Raw genomic sequence first — 14,943 nt, 5'->3', positions numbered from 1 at the left:
GTGCTGACTGAAACCGAATTTTAAGGACCCACAGATAATGGCTATCGAAATCAAAGCCCCGTCATTCCCGGAATCGGTTGCCGATGGCACCGTTGCCACCTGGCACAAGAAACCAGGCGAGGCCGTCAAGCGTGACGACCTGATCGTCGACATCGAGACCGACAAGGTCGTGCTGGAAGTATTGGCCGAAGCCGACGGCGTGTTGGGCGCAATCATCGCCGAAGAGGGCGCTACCGTTCTGTCGAACCAGGTCCTGGGCTCGATCGAAGAGGGCGGCGCTGCCGCCGCCGCTCCAGCCGCTGCCGCTGCACCGGCTGCCGCTCAGGCCGCGGCTCCTGCTGCATCGGGCGAAGACGATCCAGTCGCTGCCCCGGCTGCTCGCAAGCTGGCTGAAGAAAATGGTATCAACATCGCTTCCGTTGCCGGCACCGGCAAGGGTGGTCGCGTGACCAAGGAAGACGTGGTTGCCGCCGTTGCCGCCAAGAAAGCCGCACCGGCCGCAGCACCCGCCAAGCCAGCCGCACCTGCCGCTTCCGCGCCAGTGTTCGCTGCCGGCGACCGCGTGGAAAAACGCGTACCGATGACCCGCCTGCGCGCCAAGGTTGCCGAGCGTCTGGTCGAAGCCCAGTCGAACATGGCGATGCTGACCACTTTCAACGAAGTCGACATGACCGAAGTCATGGCCCTGCGTTCGAAGTACAAGGATCTGTTCGAGAAGTCCCACAACGGCGTACGCCTGGGCTTCATGTCGTTCTTCGTCAAGGCTGCCACCGAAGCGCTGAAACGCTTCCCGGCCGTCAACGCGTCGATCGACGGTTCCGACATCGTCTACCACGGCTACGCCGACATCGGTGTCGCGGTCTCCAGTGACCGTGGCCTGGTGGTTCCGGTACTGCGCAACGCCGAGCTGATGAGCCTGGCCGAAATCGAAGGCGGCATCGCCACCTTCGGCAAGAAGGCCCGTGACGGCAAGCTGTCCATCGAAGAGATGACCGGCGGTACGTTCACCATCACCAACGGTGGTACATTCGGTTCGATGATGTCGACCCCGATCGTCAACCCGCCACAAGCGGCTATCCTCGGCATGCACAACATTCTGCAGCGTCCGATGGCGATCAATGGTCAAGTCGTGATTCGTCCGATGATGTACCTGGCACTGTCCTACGATCACCGCCTGATCGACGGCAAAGAAGCCGTGACGTTCCTGGTCACCATCAAGAACCTGCTTGAAGATCCGGCTCGTCTGCTGCTGGATATCTGATTTTCGCCGCGAGGGCCGGTCTGTTGACCGGCCTCTTGCTGAAACAACCGGTTTCGTCCCTCGACGGTCACCACAAGTGACCGTCCGGTTTGATTCGAAAAGGAATGACTCATGACTCAGAAATTCGACGTGGTAGTGATTGGTGCGGGCCCTGGCGGCTACGTAGCGGCCATCAAGGCTGCGCAACTGGGCCTTACCACTGCCTGCATCGAGAAATACACCGACAAGGAAGGCAAGCAAGCCTTGGGCGGTACTTGCCTGAACGTCGGTTGCATTCCTTCCAAGGCGCTGCTGGACAGCTCCTGGAAATACAAGGAAGCGAAAGAAAGCTTCAACGTTCACGGTATCTCTACCGGTGAAGTGAAAATGGACGTCGCCGCGATGGTTGGCCGCAAGGCCGGCATCGTCAAGAACCTGACCAGCGGTGTTGCCACCCTGTTCAAGGCCAACGGCGTGACTTCCATCGAAGGCCACGGCAAGCTGCTGATGGGCAAGAAAGTCGAAGTGACCAAGCCGGACGGCTCGGTTGAAGTGATCGAAGCCGAAAACGTCATCCTGGCGCCAGGCTCGCGTCCGATCGACATCCCGCCGGCTCCGGTCGACCAGAACGTCATCGTCGACTCCACCGGTGCCCTGGAATTCCAGACCGTGCCAAAACGCCTGGGCGTGATCGGCGCTGGCGTGATCGGCCTGGAGCTGGGTTCGGTATGGTCGCGCCTGGGCGCTGAAGTGACCGTGCTCGAAGCCCTCGACACCTTCCTGATGGCCGCCGACACCGCGGTTTCCAAGGAAGCGCTGAAGACCCTGACCAAGCAAGGCCTGGACATCAAGCTGGGCGCTCGCGTGACCGGCTCCAAGGTCAACGGCGAAGAAGTCGTGGTCAACTACACCGACGCCAACGGCGAACAGACCATCACTTTCGACAAGCTGATCGTAGCGGTCGGCCGTCGTCCGGTGACCACTGACCTGCTGGCCGCCGACTGCGGCGTGGAAATCGACGAGCGCGGCTTCATCGCGGTCGATGACCATTGCGCAACCGCCGTACCGGGCGTCTTCGCCATCGGTGACGTGGTTCGCGGCATGATGCTGGCGCACAAGGCGTCCGAAGAAGGCATCATGGTGGTCGAGCGCATCAAGGGCCACAAGGCCCAGATGAACTACGACCTGATCCCATCGGTTATCTACACCCACCCGGAAATCGCATGGGTTGGTAAAACCGAGCAGGCCTTGAAAGCCGAAGGCGTTGAAGTTAACGTCGGCACCTTCCCGTTCGCCGCCAGCGGTCGCGCCATGGCAGCCAACGACACCGGTGGTTTCGTGAAAGTCATCGCCGACGCCAAGACCGACCGCGTATTGGGCGTTCACGTCATTGGCCCAAGCGCTGCCGAGCTGGTACAGCAAGGCGCGATCGGTATGGAATTCGGCACCAGCGCTGAAGACCTGGGCATGATGGTCTTCTCCCATCCGACCCTGTCCGAAGCCTTGCACGAAGCGGCCCTGGCCGTGAATGGCGGCGCCATCCACGTGGCCAACCGCAAGAAGCGTTAACGGATAATAAGAAACCACGGCGGTGCGGCCCGTCGCGAGCCTTGCGTGCAAGACTCACCGCGGAATGTCCGCTGGACGCAGTCTTGCGTAGCGGCACCGGTTAACCGGAACGCTACGCAAGCAGCAGTCACAGGTGGTGCGGCACCACAACGGTGCAGCACCGAATGCGCAGTACCTAACGAAGACGGTAATAAGCATGAATCTTCACGAGTATCAGGGTAAGCAGCTGTTCGCTGAGTACGGCCTGCCAGTATCCACCGGTTACGCGGTAGACACCCCGGAAGCGGCAGCAGAAGCTTGCGACAAGATCGGCGGCAGCGAATGGGTTGTCAAAGCCCAGGTTCACGCCGGTGGTCGCGGTAAAGCGGGCGGCGTCAAGCTGGTTCGCAGCAAAGAAGACGCCAAAGCCTTCGCACAGCAGTGGCTGGGCAAGCGTCTGGTGACTTACCAGACTGACGCCAACGGTCAGCCAGTCACCAAGATCCTGGTTGAATCGTGCACTGATATCGCTAAAGAGCTGTACCTGGGCGCTGTCGTTGACCGTTCGAGCCGCCGCATCGTGTTCATGGCTTCCACCGAAGGTGGCGTGGACATCGAGAAAATCGCTCACGACACCCCTGAGAAAATCCTCAAGGCCACCATCGATCCACTGGTTGGCGCACAGCCATTCCAGGGTCGCGAGCTGGCTTTCCAGCTGGGCCTGGAAGGCAAGCAGGTTGCCCAGTTCGCCAAGATCTTCGTGGGTCTGGCCAAACTGTTCCAGGATCACGATCTGGCCCTGCTGGAAGTGAACCCGCTGGTGATCAAGGCCGACGGCGATCTGCACTGCCTCGATGCCAAGATCAACATCGACGCCAACGCCATGTATCGTCAGCCTAAGCTGAAGACTTTCCACGATCCGTCGCAGGACGATCCGCGCGAAGCGCACGCTGCCAAGTTCGAACTGAACTACGTAGCGCTGGAAGGCAACATCGGCTGCATGGTCAACGGTGCCGGCCTGGCCATGGGTACCATGGACATCGTCAACCTGCATGGCGGCAAGCCAGCCAACTTCCTCGACGTGGGCGGCGGTGCTACCAAGGAACGCGTTACCGAAGCGTTCAAGATCATCCTGTCCGACTCCAACGTCGCTGCAGTACTGGTCAACATCTTCGGCGGCATCGTTCGCTGCGACATGATTGCCGAAGGCATCATCGGCGCCGTGAAAGAAGTCGGCGTGAAAATCCCGGTTGTTGTGCGCCTTGAAGGCAACAACGCTGAACTGGGCGCTAAAGTACTGGCAGAAAGCGGTTTGAACATCATCGCTGCTACCAGCCTGACCGACGCTGCTCAACAAGTCGTCAAAGCTGCGGAGGGCAAATAATGAGCGTCCTGATCAACAAAGACACCAAGGTTATCTGCCAGGGCATTACCGGTTCGCAAGGTAGCTTCCACACCCAGCAAGCCATCGAATACGGCACCCAGATGGTCGGCGGTGTAACGCCGGGCAAAGGCGGCACCGAGCACCTGGGCCTGCCAGTGTTCAACACCGTGAAAGACGCTGTAGCTGCCACTGGCGCCACCGCCAGCGTGATCTACGTTCCAGCTCCTTTCTGCAAGGACTCCATCCTGGAAGCAGCATTCGGCGGCATCAAGCTGATCGTTTGCATCACCGAAGGCATTCCTACCCTGGACATGCTGGATGCCAAGGTCAAGTGCGACGAGCTGGGTGTTACCCTGATCGGCCCTAACTGCCCAGGCGTGATCACTCCAGGCGAATGCAAGATCGGCATCATGCCAGGTCACATTCACTTGCCAGGCAAGGTCGGTATCGTTTCCCGTTCCGGCACCCTGACCTACGAAGCCGTGAAGCAGACCACTGACGCCGGTTTCGGTCAGTCCACTTGCGTCGGCATCGGCGGTGACCCGATCCCAGGCTCCAACTTCATCGACATCCTGAAGCTGTTCCAGGAAGACCCGAAGACCGAAGCGATCGTCATGATCGGTGAGATCGGCGGTTCCGCTGAAGAAGAAGCCGCTGCCTACATCAAGGCAAACGTGACCAAGCCGGTCGTTTCCTACATCGCTGGTGTGACTGCCCCTGCGGGCAAGCGCATGGGCCATGCGGGCGCAATCATCTCCGGCGGCAAAGGCACTGCGGACGAGAAGTTCGCTGCGCTGCAAGACGCCGGCGTGAAAACCGTGCGTTCGCTGGCAGACATCGGCAAGGCCCTGGCCGAGCTGACCGGCTGGGAAATGAAGAAGTAAGCTTCGGCTGACCCTTCGTTCCAGCAACAAAGGCCACCTTCGGGTGGCCTTTGTCGTTTCTGGTTCGCTCTTGTGGCGAGGGAGCTTGCTCCCGCTCGGCTGCGCAGCAGTCGTAAACCAGACAGCACCGTTTTACCTGAATAGGTCCGGTCTTCTGTAGGGGGCTGCTGCGCAGCCCAGTGGGAGCGAGCTCCCTTGCCCAGGGGGGGCATTGCTGCGGCCTGTTGGAAAAATAGATACGTAAATGCGACACAGCAATGTCGTGTATCGGATAGTTCGCCCTGTAACAGTGCGTTTTTCACTTGAATTCGTTAGGCTAGCAGCCATTTTTGCGACCGCTGCCCACAAGGAAGCGACGCGCCAAACGGGTCGGTCTCATACGGATCGGCAGCATTTCCCTCACCCATAAGGGAAATCCCTCTCTAAATTCCGATTCAGTAGTGTGGTTTCCTTAATGAAAGTGTTGAAAGGCCAGGACATCCTGGCGCTTGGTTTCATGACATTTGCCCTGTTTGTCGGGGCCGGCAACATCATCTTCCCGCCTATCGTCGGTTTACAGTCCGGGCCTCATGTCTGGATGGCGGCGCTGGGCTTTCTCATCACCGCGGTCGGGCTGCCGGTGATCACGGTCGTTGCGCTGGCCAAGGTCGGTGGCGCGATGGACGCCTTGAGCAGCCCTATCGGCAAGATCGCCGGTGGTTTGCTGGCAGCGGTGTGCTACCTGGCGGTCGGCCCGCTGTTCGCCACCCCGCGAACCGCTACCGTATCGTTCGAAGTCGGCCTGGCCCCGCTGACCGGCGAGAGCCCGTTGGCGTTGTTCCTGTACAGCGCGGTGTACTTCCTGGTGGTGTTCTTCATCTCGCTTTATCCGGGCCGCTTGCTGGACACCGTCGGGCGCTTTCTCGCGCCGCTGAAGATCATTGCCCTTGCCGTGCTGGGCATCGCCGCGTTCGCCTTGCCGGCGGGCGATATCGGCGTGGCGACTCCCGAATACGTCGCGGCGCCGTTTTCCCAGGGCTTCATCAATGGCTACCTGACCATGGATACCCTCGGCGCGCTGGTATTCGGCATCGTCATCGTCAACGCCATCCGTTCCCGGGGCGTCGAGTCACCGGCCCTGATCACCCGCTATGCCATCATCGCCGGGCTGATCGCCGGGGTAGGGCTGGCGCTGGTCTACGTCAGCCTGTTCCGCCTGGGTTCGGGCAGCCATGAAGTCGCCGCGGGCGCGACCAACGGCGCGGCCGTCTTGCATGCCTACGTGCAACATACCTTCGGCAGCCTGGGCAGCGGCTTCCTTGCGGTATTGATCTCCCTGGCGTGCCTGGTAACGGCGGTTGGCCTGACCTGCGCCTGCGCCGAGTACTTCAGCCGCGTCCTGCCGCTGTCCTACAAGACGCTGGTGATCATCCTGGCGGCGTTTTCGCTGCTGGTGTCCAACCTCGGGTTGACCAAGCTGATCGCTTTCTCGATTCCGGTCCTGACCGCGATCTATCCGCCTTGCATCGCATTGGTCGCCCTGAGCTTCTGCAAGGACTTCTGGCATGAGCAGGGGCGCATCGTCGGCCCGGTCATGCTGGTGTCGTTCCTGTTCGGCTTGATCGACGCCCTCAAGGGCGCCGGGCTGGCGGATTGGCTGCCGACGCAGTTGGCCCACCTGCCGCTGAGCGACCAGGGCCTGGCCTGGCTGGTGCCTTCGGTCATGACCCTGGTGGTTGCGGTGGTCTGCGATCGACTGCTGGGCAAGCGCAGCGAAGCGTTGGCGTAAGCGGCTTCCAACAGGCCCATCGGTAAAAACGAAATGCCCCGTATCAATCGATACGGGGCATTTTTTTATGGGAATAGTGTCTTTCCATGGGCCTGTGGGAGCGAGCCTGCTCGCGAAAGCGCCCGAACTGCCGACATAGAAGCGAAAGTTATATCGCTATCGCGAGCAGGCTCGCTCCCACAGGGTTCGCTGATATTATTGCCGCAGGTTTTGTTTCATCACAGGGAACTGCATGTCCTTCATCCAAGCCAACCTGATCCATCTGCTCGCCGCCGTCTGGTTCATCATCTGCTGGGCCGGCTACACCCGCTATGCTTCCTGGAAGGCCCGCGACACGGCGTGCCTGGCCAGCGTGATGCACCTGTACCGTGAAGACTGGATGCGTCGCATGCTGCTGCGCGATAACCGCATTGCCGATGCCAGCGTGATCGGCAACCTGGAGCGCAACGCGTCGTTCTTCGCCTCCAGCACGCTGATCATCCTGGCCGGTATCCTGACCGTGCTCGGGGCGTCTGACCGCGCGGTATCGCTGCTTGCGGACCTGCCGTTGGTACAACAGGCCTCTCAAGGCATGGCGGAAGTGAAGCTGCTGTGTCTTGCGCTGGTGTTCGTATACGCGTTCTTCACGTTCAGCTGGTGCATGCGCCAATACAACTTCGCCGCGGTCCTGGTAGGTTCGGCGCCTATGATCGGCGAGCGGCATGTGTCCGAGCTGGAGCGCAAGGCCTTTGCTTCGAGGGCGGCGCGGGTCATTTCGATGGCGGCCAACCAGTTCAACTTCGGCTTGCGTGCCTATTATTTCGGCATGACCATGCTGGCGTGGTTCGTCAGCCCCTGGCTGTTCATGCTGATGAGCGCCGGCGTGGTGTTTGTGTTGTATCAACGCGAGTTCCATTCGGATGTGCTGGACGTGATGGTCTATACACCTACCGAAGCGCCGGGGCCCGAAACCGGCAAGGAAGCGGCTTGACCGCAGCTTTCTCAAATCGCAGGCAAAAGAAAACCCGCACCAGGCGGGTTTTCTTTTACCACTGAAACCGTATCAGTTGGTTTTAGGCGCGGTAGCAGGGGCTTGTTCCTGCTGGGCGGCACTGTTCGATTCAGACTGAGCTTTGGCAGCTTCGGCGTTTTCTTTCGCCGCGTCGTTCACTTTATCCTGTGCTTTGTTCATGTCTTGCTGAGCTTGTTCAGCGTGTTGGTTGGCATCTTGAGCCTTGTCCTCGGATTTTTTATCGCAGGCAGCGAGACCGAGGGAGGCGGCCAACATCAAGGCAATAGCAAAAGTCTTACGCATGGGGTGTTTCTCCTTATGGATATAACTACTGGCCTTTTGAGCGCGCCCCCTCGGGTTAAGTTCCTCTTTTGCGTTAGATATATAACTTTGCAGCGCAGCGGAACTTTATGGCCCACGGTGGTTGTTGGGCTTCTTCATACATAAGGGCATTAATACAAATGGCTGAGGATTCCGTTTTTGAGCGTGCGACACGCTTCTTATCCGCGCTAAGGCATTGTCAGGTGCTGGGTCTGACATTGCACAGCGCCAACTCCGAAGGTTTGACCGTGATGTTGCCCTACAGCCCATCTATCGTTGGTAATCCGCTGACAGGCATCGTCCACGGTGGAGCGCTGACGACACTGATGGATACCGCTTGCGGCATGTCGACCCTGTGCGTGCTGCCGCAATTCGAGGTCTGCCCGACCCTGGATCTGCGCATCGATTACATGCACGCGGCCATGCCCGATAAAGCCATCTATGGTTTCGCACAGTGTTATAGGGTCACGCCGGACGTGATTTTCAGCCGGGGTTTTGCCTACCAGGATGATCCCGCGCAACCCATCGCCCATGTGGTGGGCACTTTCATGCGCCTGGGCGATAGCGCCCGGGGAATGAGAAAGGGTGGCCTGACGGCTGCAACGCAAAAGCCATGACCGATATCACCGAGGAACACCTGCGCCAGGCCTGCGAGCATGGCGACTGCGAGCTGCTGCTGGCCTCGATTCCCTATGCGCGCCTCATCGGCGTCGAATGTTCGCGTCAGGGCGACGAGTTGCTGTTTTGCCTGCCGGCCAACAAGGACAACATTGGTAACCCTTTGCTGCCGGCGATCCATGGCGGGGTGATTGCCGGTTTCATGGAGCTGTCGGCCGCCGTTCATCTGCTGATCGCGACCCGTGCGAGCGGGGTGCCGAAGATCATCGATTTTTCCCTGGATTACCTGCGCGCCGGGCAGTTTCGTGACACCTATGCCCGGTGTCAGGTCTGGCGCCAGGGCCGGCGCGTGGCCAATGTGGCGATCACCGCCTGGCAGGAATCCGAAGCCGAACCGATTGCCACGGCCCGGGCCCATTTCAAGATCCCTGCACCCTCCAGGCCGACCGCCCCTTGAAATCATCACCGGTGCCCCCACCTTGTGGACATCCCGCCGCCAATCTCAGCGAGGCGGACACCACCATCCACTTGGAGTTTGATGACCATGAGCGTGGAAACTCAAAAGGAAACCCTGGGCTTCCAGACCGAGGTGAAGCAACTGCTGCACCTGATGATTCACTCGCTGTATTCGAATAAGGAAATTTTTCTTCGCGAGCTGATCTCGAACGCCTCTGACGCAGTCGACAAATTACGTTTCGAAGCGCTGTCCAAGCCAGAACTGCTGGAAGGCGGCGCGGAGCTGAAAATCCGTGTGAGCTTCGACAAGGACGCGAAAACCGTCACCCTCGAAGACAACGGCATCGGCATGAGCCGCGACGAGGTGATCACGCACCTGGGCACCATCGCCAAGTCCGGCACCGCCGATTTCATGAAGAACCTGTCGGGCGACCAGAAAAAGGATTCCCATCTGATCGGTCAGTTCGGCGTCGGTTTCTATTCCGCGTTCATCGTTGCCGATCAGGTCGAAGTGTTCAGCCGCCGTGCCGGCCTCGCTGCGAGCGAAGGCGTGCACTGGTCGTCCAAGGGCGAGGGCGAATTCGAAGTCGCGACCATCGACAAGGCTGAGCGCGGCACCCGCATCGTCTTGCACCTGAAGTCCGGCGAAGAAGAGTTCGCCGATGGCTGGCGCCTGCGCAACATCATCAAGAAATACTCTGACCATATCGCGCTGCCGATCGAGTTGCCGAAGGAAGTCACCGCTGCCGAAGGCGAAGAAAAACCTGAGGTGGAATGGGAAACCGTCAACCGCGCCAGTGCCCTGTGGACCCGTCCTCGTACCGAGATCAAGGACGAGGAATACCAGGAGTTCTACAAGCACATCGCCCACGACTATGAGAACCCGCTGAGCTGGAGCCATAACAAGGTCGAAGGCAAGCTGGAATACAGCTCGCTGCTGTACGTGCCGGCCCGAGCGCCGTTCGACCTGTACCAGCGCGAAGCACCGCGCGGGCTGAAGTTGTACGTGCAGCGCGTGTTCGTGATGGACCAGGCCGAATCGTTCCTGCCGCTGTACCTGCGCTTCATCAAGGGGGTGGTGGACTCCAACGACCTGTCGCTGAACGTTTCGCGGGAAATCCTGCAGAAAGATCCGATCATCGACTCCATGAAGTCGGCGCTGACCAAGCGCGTCCTCGACATGCTGGAAAAGCTGGCGAAGAGCGAGCCTGAGCAATACAAGAGCTTCTGGAAGAACTTCGGCCAGGTGATGAAAGAAGGCCCGGCCGAAGATTTCGCCAACAAAGAGAAGATCGCCGGCCTGCTGCGTTTCGCCTCGACCCAGAGTGACGACGGCGAGCAGAGCGTCAGCCTGGCCGATTACCTGGCTCGCGCCAAGGAAGGCCAGGACAAGATCTACTACCTGACCGGCGAAACCTATGCGCAGGTCAAGAACAGCCCGCACCTGGAAGTCTTCCGCAAGAAAGGCATCGAAGTGCTGCTGCTGACCGACCGCATCGACGAGTGGCTGATGAGCTACCTCAACGAGTTCGACGGCAAGAGCTTCGTCGATGTGGCCCGTGGCGATCTCGACCTTGGCAACCTGGATTCGGAAGAAGACAAGAAAGCCGCCGAAGAAGTCGCCAAGAGCAAGGAAGGCCTGGTCGAGCGGATCAAGACTGCGTTGGGCGATGCCGTCAGCGAAGTGCGGGTTTCGCACCGTCTGACCGACTCCCCGGCCATCCTGGCCATCGGCGAGCAGGACCTCGGTCTGCAGATGCGCCAGATCCTTGAGGCCAGCGGCCAGAAGGTTCCGGATTCCAAGCCGATCTTCGAATTCAACCCGGCTCACCCGCTGGTGGAAAAGCTCGACAACGAGCAGAGCGAAGAGCGTTTTGGCGACCTCTCGCACATCCTGTTCGACCAGGCGGCCCTGGCGGCCGGCGACAGCCTGAAGGACCCGGCGGCCTATGTCCGGCGTTTGAACAAGCTGCTGGTTGAACTGTCAGCTTGATCTGACGTAAGAAAGTCCCCTGTGGGAGCGAGCTTGCTCGCGATGACGGTAGACCAGTCAACGCATCTGTTGAATGTCGGACCGAAATCGCGAGCAAGCTCGCTCCCACAAGGGCTTCTTGAATGTTTCATCAAGAGGAGTCCGTCATGAGTCAGGTTACGGTTCGTTCACTGGTGTATCAGATCGATGGGCAAAGCTATGAGGGTCGCCTGGCCTTCGACGTCAACCAGCAGGGCCCGCGTCCGGGTTTGCTGATGGCGCCGAACTGGATGGGCGTGGGGGCGGGGGCCGAGGAGATCGCCAGGTCGGTGGCCGCCAACGGCTACGTGGTGCTGATCGCCGACTTGTACGGCCAGACGCTGCGCCCGACCAACGCCGATGAGGCGGGAGCGGCAATGATGCCGCTCAAGAACGATCGGGCCTTGTTGCGCAAGCGCATGCAGGTAGCGCTGGAGCAATTGCAGAACCAGGGCGAAGCGCAGGTCGACACGGCCAAACTGGCCACGTTCGGCTTCTGCTTCGGTGGTTGCTGTTCACTGGAACTGGCGCGCAGCGGCGCACCGCTCAAGGCTGCGATCTCGTTCCACGGGACCCTGGATACGCCGAACCCGGCCGATGCGCAGAATATCCAGGGCGCCGTCCTGGTGATGCATGGCGCCTCCGACCCGCTGGTGCCGAAAGAACAGCTGCCGGCCTTCGAGGACGAGATGAACGCCGCCGGGGTGGACTGGCAATTGCTGAGTTATGGCGGCGCGGTGCATTCCTTCACCGATCCACAGGCCAATGTGCCGGGCAAGATGATGTACAACGCCAAGGTCGCCGGGCGGGCGTTCCGGTCGATGCATAATTTGCTGGATGAGGTGTTCAAGGGCTGATTGCCCTGGCTTCTGTCATATTGCTTTGGCGAGCAGGCTCGCTCCCACATTGAACCGAGTTGTACGCGAGATCTGCGAACCGCGCCGATCCAGTGTGGGAGCGAGCCTGCTCGCGATGGCTGCATATGAGACATCCCTGAAATCAGGGCAATTCGATTCGCTCGCTTTCCCCCGGCACAGTCGGCCATTCCCCGGCCGCCCAGCGCTGGCGGGCTTCATCGATACGGGCCGGGTCACTGGCAACGAAATTCCAGTTCATCCGCCGTGGCCCGTCCAGCGGTGCGCCGCCGAACAGCACGGCATGGCAGTCGCTGCTGGCGAACAGGGCCATCTCTTCTCCGGCCGGCAGGATGACCAGCGAATGAGGCTCCAGCGGCTCACCGTCCAGCTGTGCCTCGCCGCTCAATACATACAGTGCACGCTCTTCATGTTCGGTGGGAATCAACAATGTCGTCGCGGTTTGCAGGTTCAATTCGGCATACAGCGTAGGCGAGAGCACCGGTACTGGCGACTCCAGGCAAAAGCCTGACCCGGCAATCATGCGGATGCTGACGCCCAGGTTCTCGCTGACCGGCAGGGTCGGTGCCGGATGATGGCTGTAGTGTCCGGGGCCCTGCTCATGAGACTGGGGCGAGGCCAGCCAGACTTGCAGGCCATGCATGACAAAAGCGCTGCCCAGCAACGCTTGCGGAGTGCGCTCGACATGGGCGATCGCGCTGCCCGCCGTCATCCAGCTGACATCCCCGGCATTCACCACCTGGTCGGAACCCAGGCTGTCCTTGTGCTGGAGTTTTCCTTCGAACAGGTAGGTAAGGGTGGATAACCCGATGTGCGGGTGCTGGCGGATGTTCATGCCTTTGCCCGCCGGGTAGGTGGTTTGCAACATATGGTCGAAAAACACGAAAGGCCCGACGCTGCGGCATTTGGCGGACGGCAGCGGGCGAAGAATCGGCTGGCCTTCCACGTCTTCTGCGCGGGGACGAACGATCAGGGGAGCGGTCATGGTGTCTTCCAGGTTGAACGACGAATGCGCAAAGCATAACCCGAGGCTACAGCGGACGGCAGCGCTGGCTGAACCCAGGCGGGACGGATGGGTCTATGCTGCTTATGGCTTTTCGGAGACTGCCTGTGCCCTTGACCCGTTTGATCTTCATTTGGCTGCTGGCTGTTCCGAGCACCGGCGCCGTGGCTCGCGAATACACCTACAGCGATGCGCACCTGCACTACGTCGATTTCTTCCAGGAAACGGCCGGCATGCCCAAGTTGCTCAAGGCCATGGCGGACAATCGCATCGAACACGTGATGATTTCCGGCGTGCCGGTGGCCAAGAAATGGCATGAAGACGAACCCAAGCGCCCGCGCTATTACGCCGGTGACGATGCCGACGCCTATTGGTACAGCGCCACCGATGTGATTGTCGCCGCAGCGGTAAACAAACTGCCCGCCGAACAGCGGCAGTACTTCCATCCGTTCCTGTCCGGCTTCAATCCCAATGACAAGAACTCCGACGCCCATATCCAGCGCATGCTCGACCTGTATCCGGGGCTGTGGCAAGGCATCGGCGAAGTCTTCACTCGCCATGACGACCTGACGGCGCTGACCTCCGGCGACACACCGCGCGCCAACAACGAAGCGATGACGCGGATCTATCACCTCGCGGCTGAAAATGACCTGCCGGTGATGCTGCATTCCAACATCACCTCCAAGCGTGAGAAAAATCCGCTGTACCTGGCGGAGGTCGAAGAGCCGTTGCGTAATCATCCCCATACGCGATTCATCTGGGCCCATGCCGGCACCAGCATGGAAATCCATCGGCACCAGACTCGGCTGGATTTCCTGTTGCCCACCCTGACGCGGATGCTTGAGTCTTACCCCAATCTGTACATCGACCTGTCCTGGAGCATGCTCACGCCGTATTTGCTCGACGAGGCGGGTAAGCCCCGCGAGGAGTGGGTAAAACTGGTGGAGCGCTTCCCGGAGCGCTTCATGGTCGGGTCTGATGTGGTCGGACGCTTCAACAAGCTGGGCAAGGAGTTGCGCAGCTTCGACCTGTTCCTTGATGCCTTGCCGGAAGATGTCGCGAGGAAAGTCGCGCGGGATAACTTTCTGGCGGTGTTGCCCCGTACCGCCCCACGCTGAGATCGCTTTTTGTGGCGAGGGGATTTATCCCCGCTGGGTCGCGAAGCGGCCCCATAGTCCGGATCCCGGTGTATCAGGCCTATCATGTTCGTCAGTTTTGGGCCTGCTGCGCAGTCCAGCGGGGAAAATCCCCTCGCCACAAGAGAATGGGAGTGCATTGGCTTTGTCATCAGGCTGTCACTCCCGCGTCATACCCTCGCGCTCATCTCAATCAAGGAGCGCACTATGCATCTCACCCGTTCAAGCGCACTGGTCGCGCTGTTGTTGACCTGCGGCCTGGCACAGGCCGAAGTTCGTGTCGAAGGTCTGGTGGAATACGGTGTCTTCGAAGGGCCGCAAGCCGAATTGCAATCGGGCGAGCGGGTCTTGCGGCGCAGCAATGAGCAGATCCGCCAGACCGAGAGCGTACCGGCAAAGCTGGGCACCAAATTTGGCATGCGCTACCAGCTGGCCGGCAAGGTCGCGGATGACCAGCCGTTGACGCTGCTGTATTTCACCCCGGGCATCCGTACCCCCGATGGCGTGCGCCATGACAAATTCGAAGTCATCCAGAAGCTGGTGCCTGGCGCGCCGCAGGATGTGATGGCCTACGAATTCACCGAAAGCCACGAAGTGGTGCCGGGGGAGTGGCGATTCATGGTGTTCCAGGGTGATCGGCTGCTGGCGCAGCAGCGGTTTGTCGTGCGCTAAGTCGGGTTAACTGTGGGAGCGAGCTTGCTCGCGATA

General features: G+C 60.1%; 14 protein-coding genes. 12 read left to right on the top strand and 2 right to left on the bottom strand.

Translation table 11 applies throughout. The features are described 5' to 3' along the window. The first annotated feature begins 37 nt into the window (after window positions 1-37). The 6 genes from odhB to PSH78_RS18985 all read left to right on the top strand — a co-directional run bounded on the left by odhB (window position 38) and on the right by PSH78_RS18985 (window position 7,794). On the top strand, window positions 38-1,261 hold the full coding sequence (gene odhB / locus PSH78_RS19010; protein ID WP_305496107.1) for a 2-oxoglutarate dehydrogenase complex dihydrolipoyllysine-residue succinyltransferase: 1,224 nt from the start codon (window positions 38-40) through the stop codon (window positions 1,259-1,261). A gap of 111 nt (window positions 1,262-1,372) precedes the next feature. Beyond that, complete coding sequence (lpdA, locus tag PSH78_RS19005) at window positions 1,373-2,809, top strand: dihydrolipoyl dehydrogenase (RefSeq protein ID WP_305496106.1); 1,437 nt, start codon at window positions 1,373-1,375, stop codon at window positions 2,807-2,809. 196 nt (window positions 2,810-3,005) lie between these two features. Further along, on the top strand, window positions 3,006-4,172 hold the full coding sequence (gene sucC, locus PSH78_RS19000; protein WP_305496105.1) for an ADP-forming succinate--CoA ligase subunit beta: 1,167 nt from the start codon (window positions 3,006-3,008) through the stop codon (window positions 4,170-4,172). Continuing rightward, a complete protein-coding gene (sucD, locus tag PSH78_RS18995; protein ID WP_305496104.1) occupies window positions 4,172-5,056 on the top strand; it encodes a succinate--CoA ligase subunit alpha in 885 nt (294 codons plus the stop codon). Before sucC ends, sucD begins: the two co-directional genes overlap by 1 nt. A 454-nt stretch (window positions 5,057-5,510) precedes the next feature. Further along, window positions 5,511-6,824: a branched-chain amino acid transport system II carrier protein gene (gene brnQ / locus PSH78_RS18990; protein WP_305496103.1), complete on the top strand. Its 1,314-nt coding sequence runs from the start codon at window positions 5,511-5,513 to the stop codon at window positions 6,822-6,824. Window positions 6,825-7,056: 232 nt separating this feature from the next. Further along, the gene (locus PSH78_RS18985) at window positions 7,057-7,794 is read left to right on the top strand and encodes a DUF599 domain-containing protein (RefSeq protein WP_305496102.1); all 738 of its coding nucleotides are present in this window, start codon (window positions 7,057-7,059) and stop codon (window positions 7,792-7,794) included. A gap of 72 nt (window positions 7,795-7,866) precedes the next feature. On the opposite strand, the gene PSH78_RS18980 is transcribed toward PSH78_RS18985, so the two are convergent. Continuing rightward, window positions 7,867-8,118: a hypothetical protein gene (locus PSH78_RS18980; RefSeq protein WP_030138335.1), complete on the bottom strand. Its 252-nt coding sequence runs from the start codon at window positions 8,116-8,118 to the stop codon at window positions 7,867-7,869. A gap of 158 nt (window positions 8,119-8,276) precedes the next feature. On the opposite strand from PSH78_RS18980, the gene PSH78_RS18975 reads away from it, so the two are divergent. The 4 genes from PSH78_RS18975 (at window position 8,277) to PSH78_RS18960 (ending at window position 12,078) form a co-directional block, all read left to right on the top strand. Beyond that, complete coding sequence (locus tag PSH78_RS18975; RefSeq protein WP_305496101.1) at window positions 8,277-8,753, top strand: PaaI family thioesterase; 477 nt, start codon at window positions 8,277-8,279, stop codon at window positions 8,751-8,753. Beyond that, the gene (locus tag PSH78_RS18970) at window positions 8,750-9,211 is read left to right on the top strand and encodes a PaaI family thioesterase (protein ID WP_305496100.1); all 462 of its coding nucleotides are present in this window, start codon (window positions 8,750-8,752) and stop codon (window positions 9,209-9,211) included. The genes PSH78_RS18975 and PSH78_RS18970 overlap by 4 nt, the downstream gene beginning before the upstream one ends. Window positions 9,212-9,298: 87 nt before the next feature. Next, a complete protein-coding gene (htpG, locus tag PSH78_RS18965) occupies window positions 9,299-11,203 on the top strand; it encodes a molecular chaperone HtpG (protein ID WP_305496099.1) in 1,905 nt (634 codons plus the stop codon). Between the two features lie 146 nt (window positions 11,204-11,349). Next, window positions 11,350-12,078, top strand: coding sequence for a dienelactone hydrolase family protein (locus PSH78_RS18960; protein ID WP_305496098.1), 729 nt, complete (start codon window positions 11,350-11,352; stop codon window positions 12,076-12,078). A gap of 142 nt (window positions 12,079-12,220) precedes the next feature. Here the strand turns inward: PSH78_RS18960 and PSH78_RS18955 are convergent, their stop codons facing one another. Next, window positions 12,221-13,081, bottom strand: coding sequence for a pirin family protein (locus PSH78_RS18955; protein WP_305496097.1), 861 nt, complete (start codon window positions 13,079-13,081; stop codon window positions 12,221-12,223). A 119-nt stretch (window positions 13,082-13,200) separates the two neighbouring features. Here PSH78_RS18955 and PSH78_RS18950 point away from each other — a divergent pair, with 119 nt between their 5' ends. After that, complete coding sequence (locus PSH78_RS18950; RefSeq protein ID WP_370871135.1) at window positions 13,201-14,217, top strand: amidohydrolase family protein; 1,017 nt, start codon at window positions 13,201-13,203, stop codon at window positions 14,215-14,217. 225 nt (window positions 14,218-14,442) lie between these two features. Next, window positions 14,443-14,907, top strand: coding sequence for a DUF3859 domain-containing protein (locus tag PSH78_RS18945; RefSeq protein WP_305496095.1), 465 nt, complete (start codon window positions 14,443-14,445; stop codon window positions 14,905-14,907). Window positions 14,908-14,943 lie beyond the last annotated feature (36 nt).

This window comes from Pseudomonas sp. FP198 (assembly GCF_030687895.1).
Classification (GTDB): Bacteria; Pseudomonadota; Gammaproteobacteria; order Pseudomonadales; family Pseudomonadaceae; genus Aquipseudomonas.
This window is presented reverse-complemented; position numbering and strand designations above follow the sequence as displayed.

Bases quoted from the DNA above. Each gene is read 5' to 3' on its own strand.
- PSH78_RS18945 (WP_305496095.1), top strand. From the start codon at position 14,443: ATGCATCTCACCCGTTCAAGCGCACTGGTCGCGCTGTTGTTGACCTGC.
- PSH78_RS18975 (WP_305496101.1), top strand. From the start codon at position 8,277: ATGGCTGAGGATTCCGTTTTTGAGCGTGCGACACGCTTCTTATCCGCG.
- htpG (WP_305496099.1), top strand. From the start codon at position 9,299: ATGAGCGTGGAAACTCAAAAGGAAACCCTGGGCTTCCAGACCGAGGTG.
- odhB (WP_305496107.1), top strand. From the start codon at position 38: ATGGCTATCGAAATCAAAGCCCCGTCATTCCCGGAATCGGTTGCCGAT.
- sucC (WP_305496105.1), top strand. From the start codon at position 3,006: ATGAATCTTCACGAGTATCAGGGTAAGCAGCTGTTCGCTGAGTACGGC.
- sucD (WP_305496104.1), top strand. From the start codon at position 4,172: ATGAGCGTCCTGATCAACAAAGACACCAAGGTTATCTGCCAGGGCATT.
- brnQ (WP_305496103.1), top strand. From the start codon at position 5,511: ATGAAAGTGTTGAAAGGCCAGGACATCCTGGCGCTTGGTTTCATGACA.
- PSH78_RS18955 (WP_305496097.1), bottom strand. From the start codon at position 13,081: ATGACCGCTCCCCTGATCGTTCGTCCCCGCGCAGAAGACGTGGAAGGC.
- PSH78_RS18970 (WP_305496100.1), top strand. From the start codon at position 8,750: ATGACCGATATCACCGAGGAACACCTGCGCCAGGCCTGCGAGCATGGC.
- lpdA (WP_305496106.1), top strand. From the start codon at position 1,373: ATGACTCAGAAATTCGACGTGGTAGTGATTGGTGCGGGCCCTGGCGGC.
- PSH78_RS18960 (WP_305496098.1), top strand. From the start codon at position 11,350: ATGAGTCAGGTTACGGTTCGTTCACTGGTGTATCAGATCGATGGGCAA.
- PSH78_RS18980 (WP_030138335.1), bottom strand. From the start codon at position 8,118: ATGCGTAAGACTTTTGCTATTGCCTTGATGTTGGCCGCCTCCCTCGGT.
- PSH78_RS18985 (WP_305496102.1), top strand. From the start codon at position 7,057: ATGTCCTTCATCCAAGCCAACCTGATCCATCTGCTCGCCGCCGTCTGG.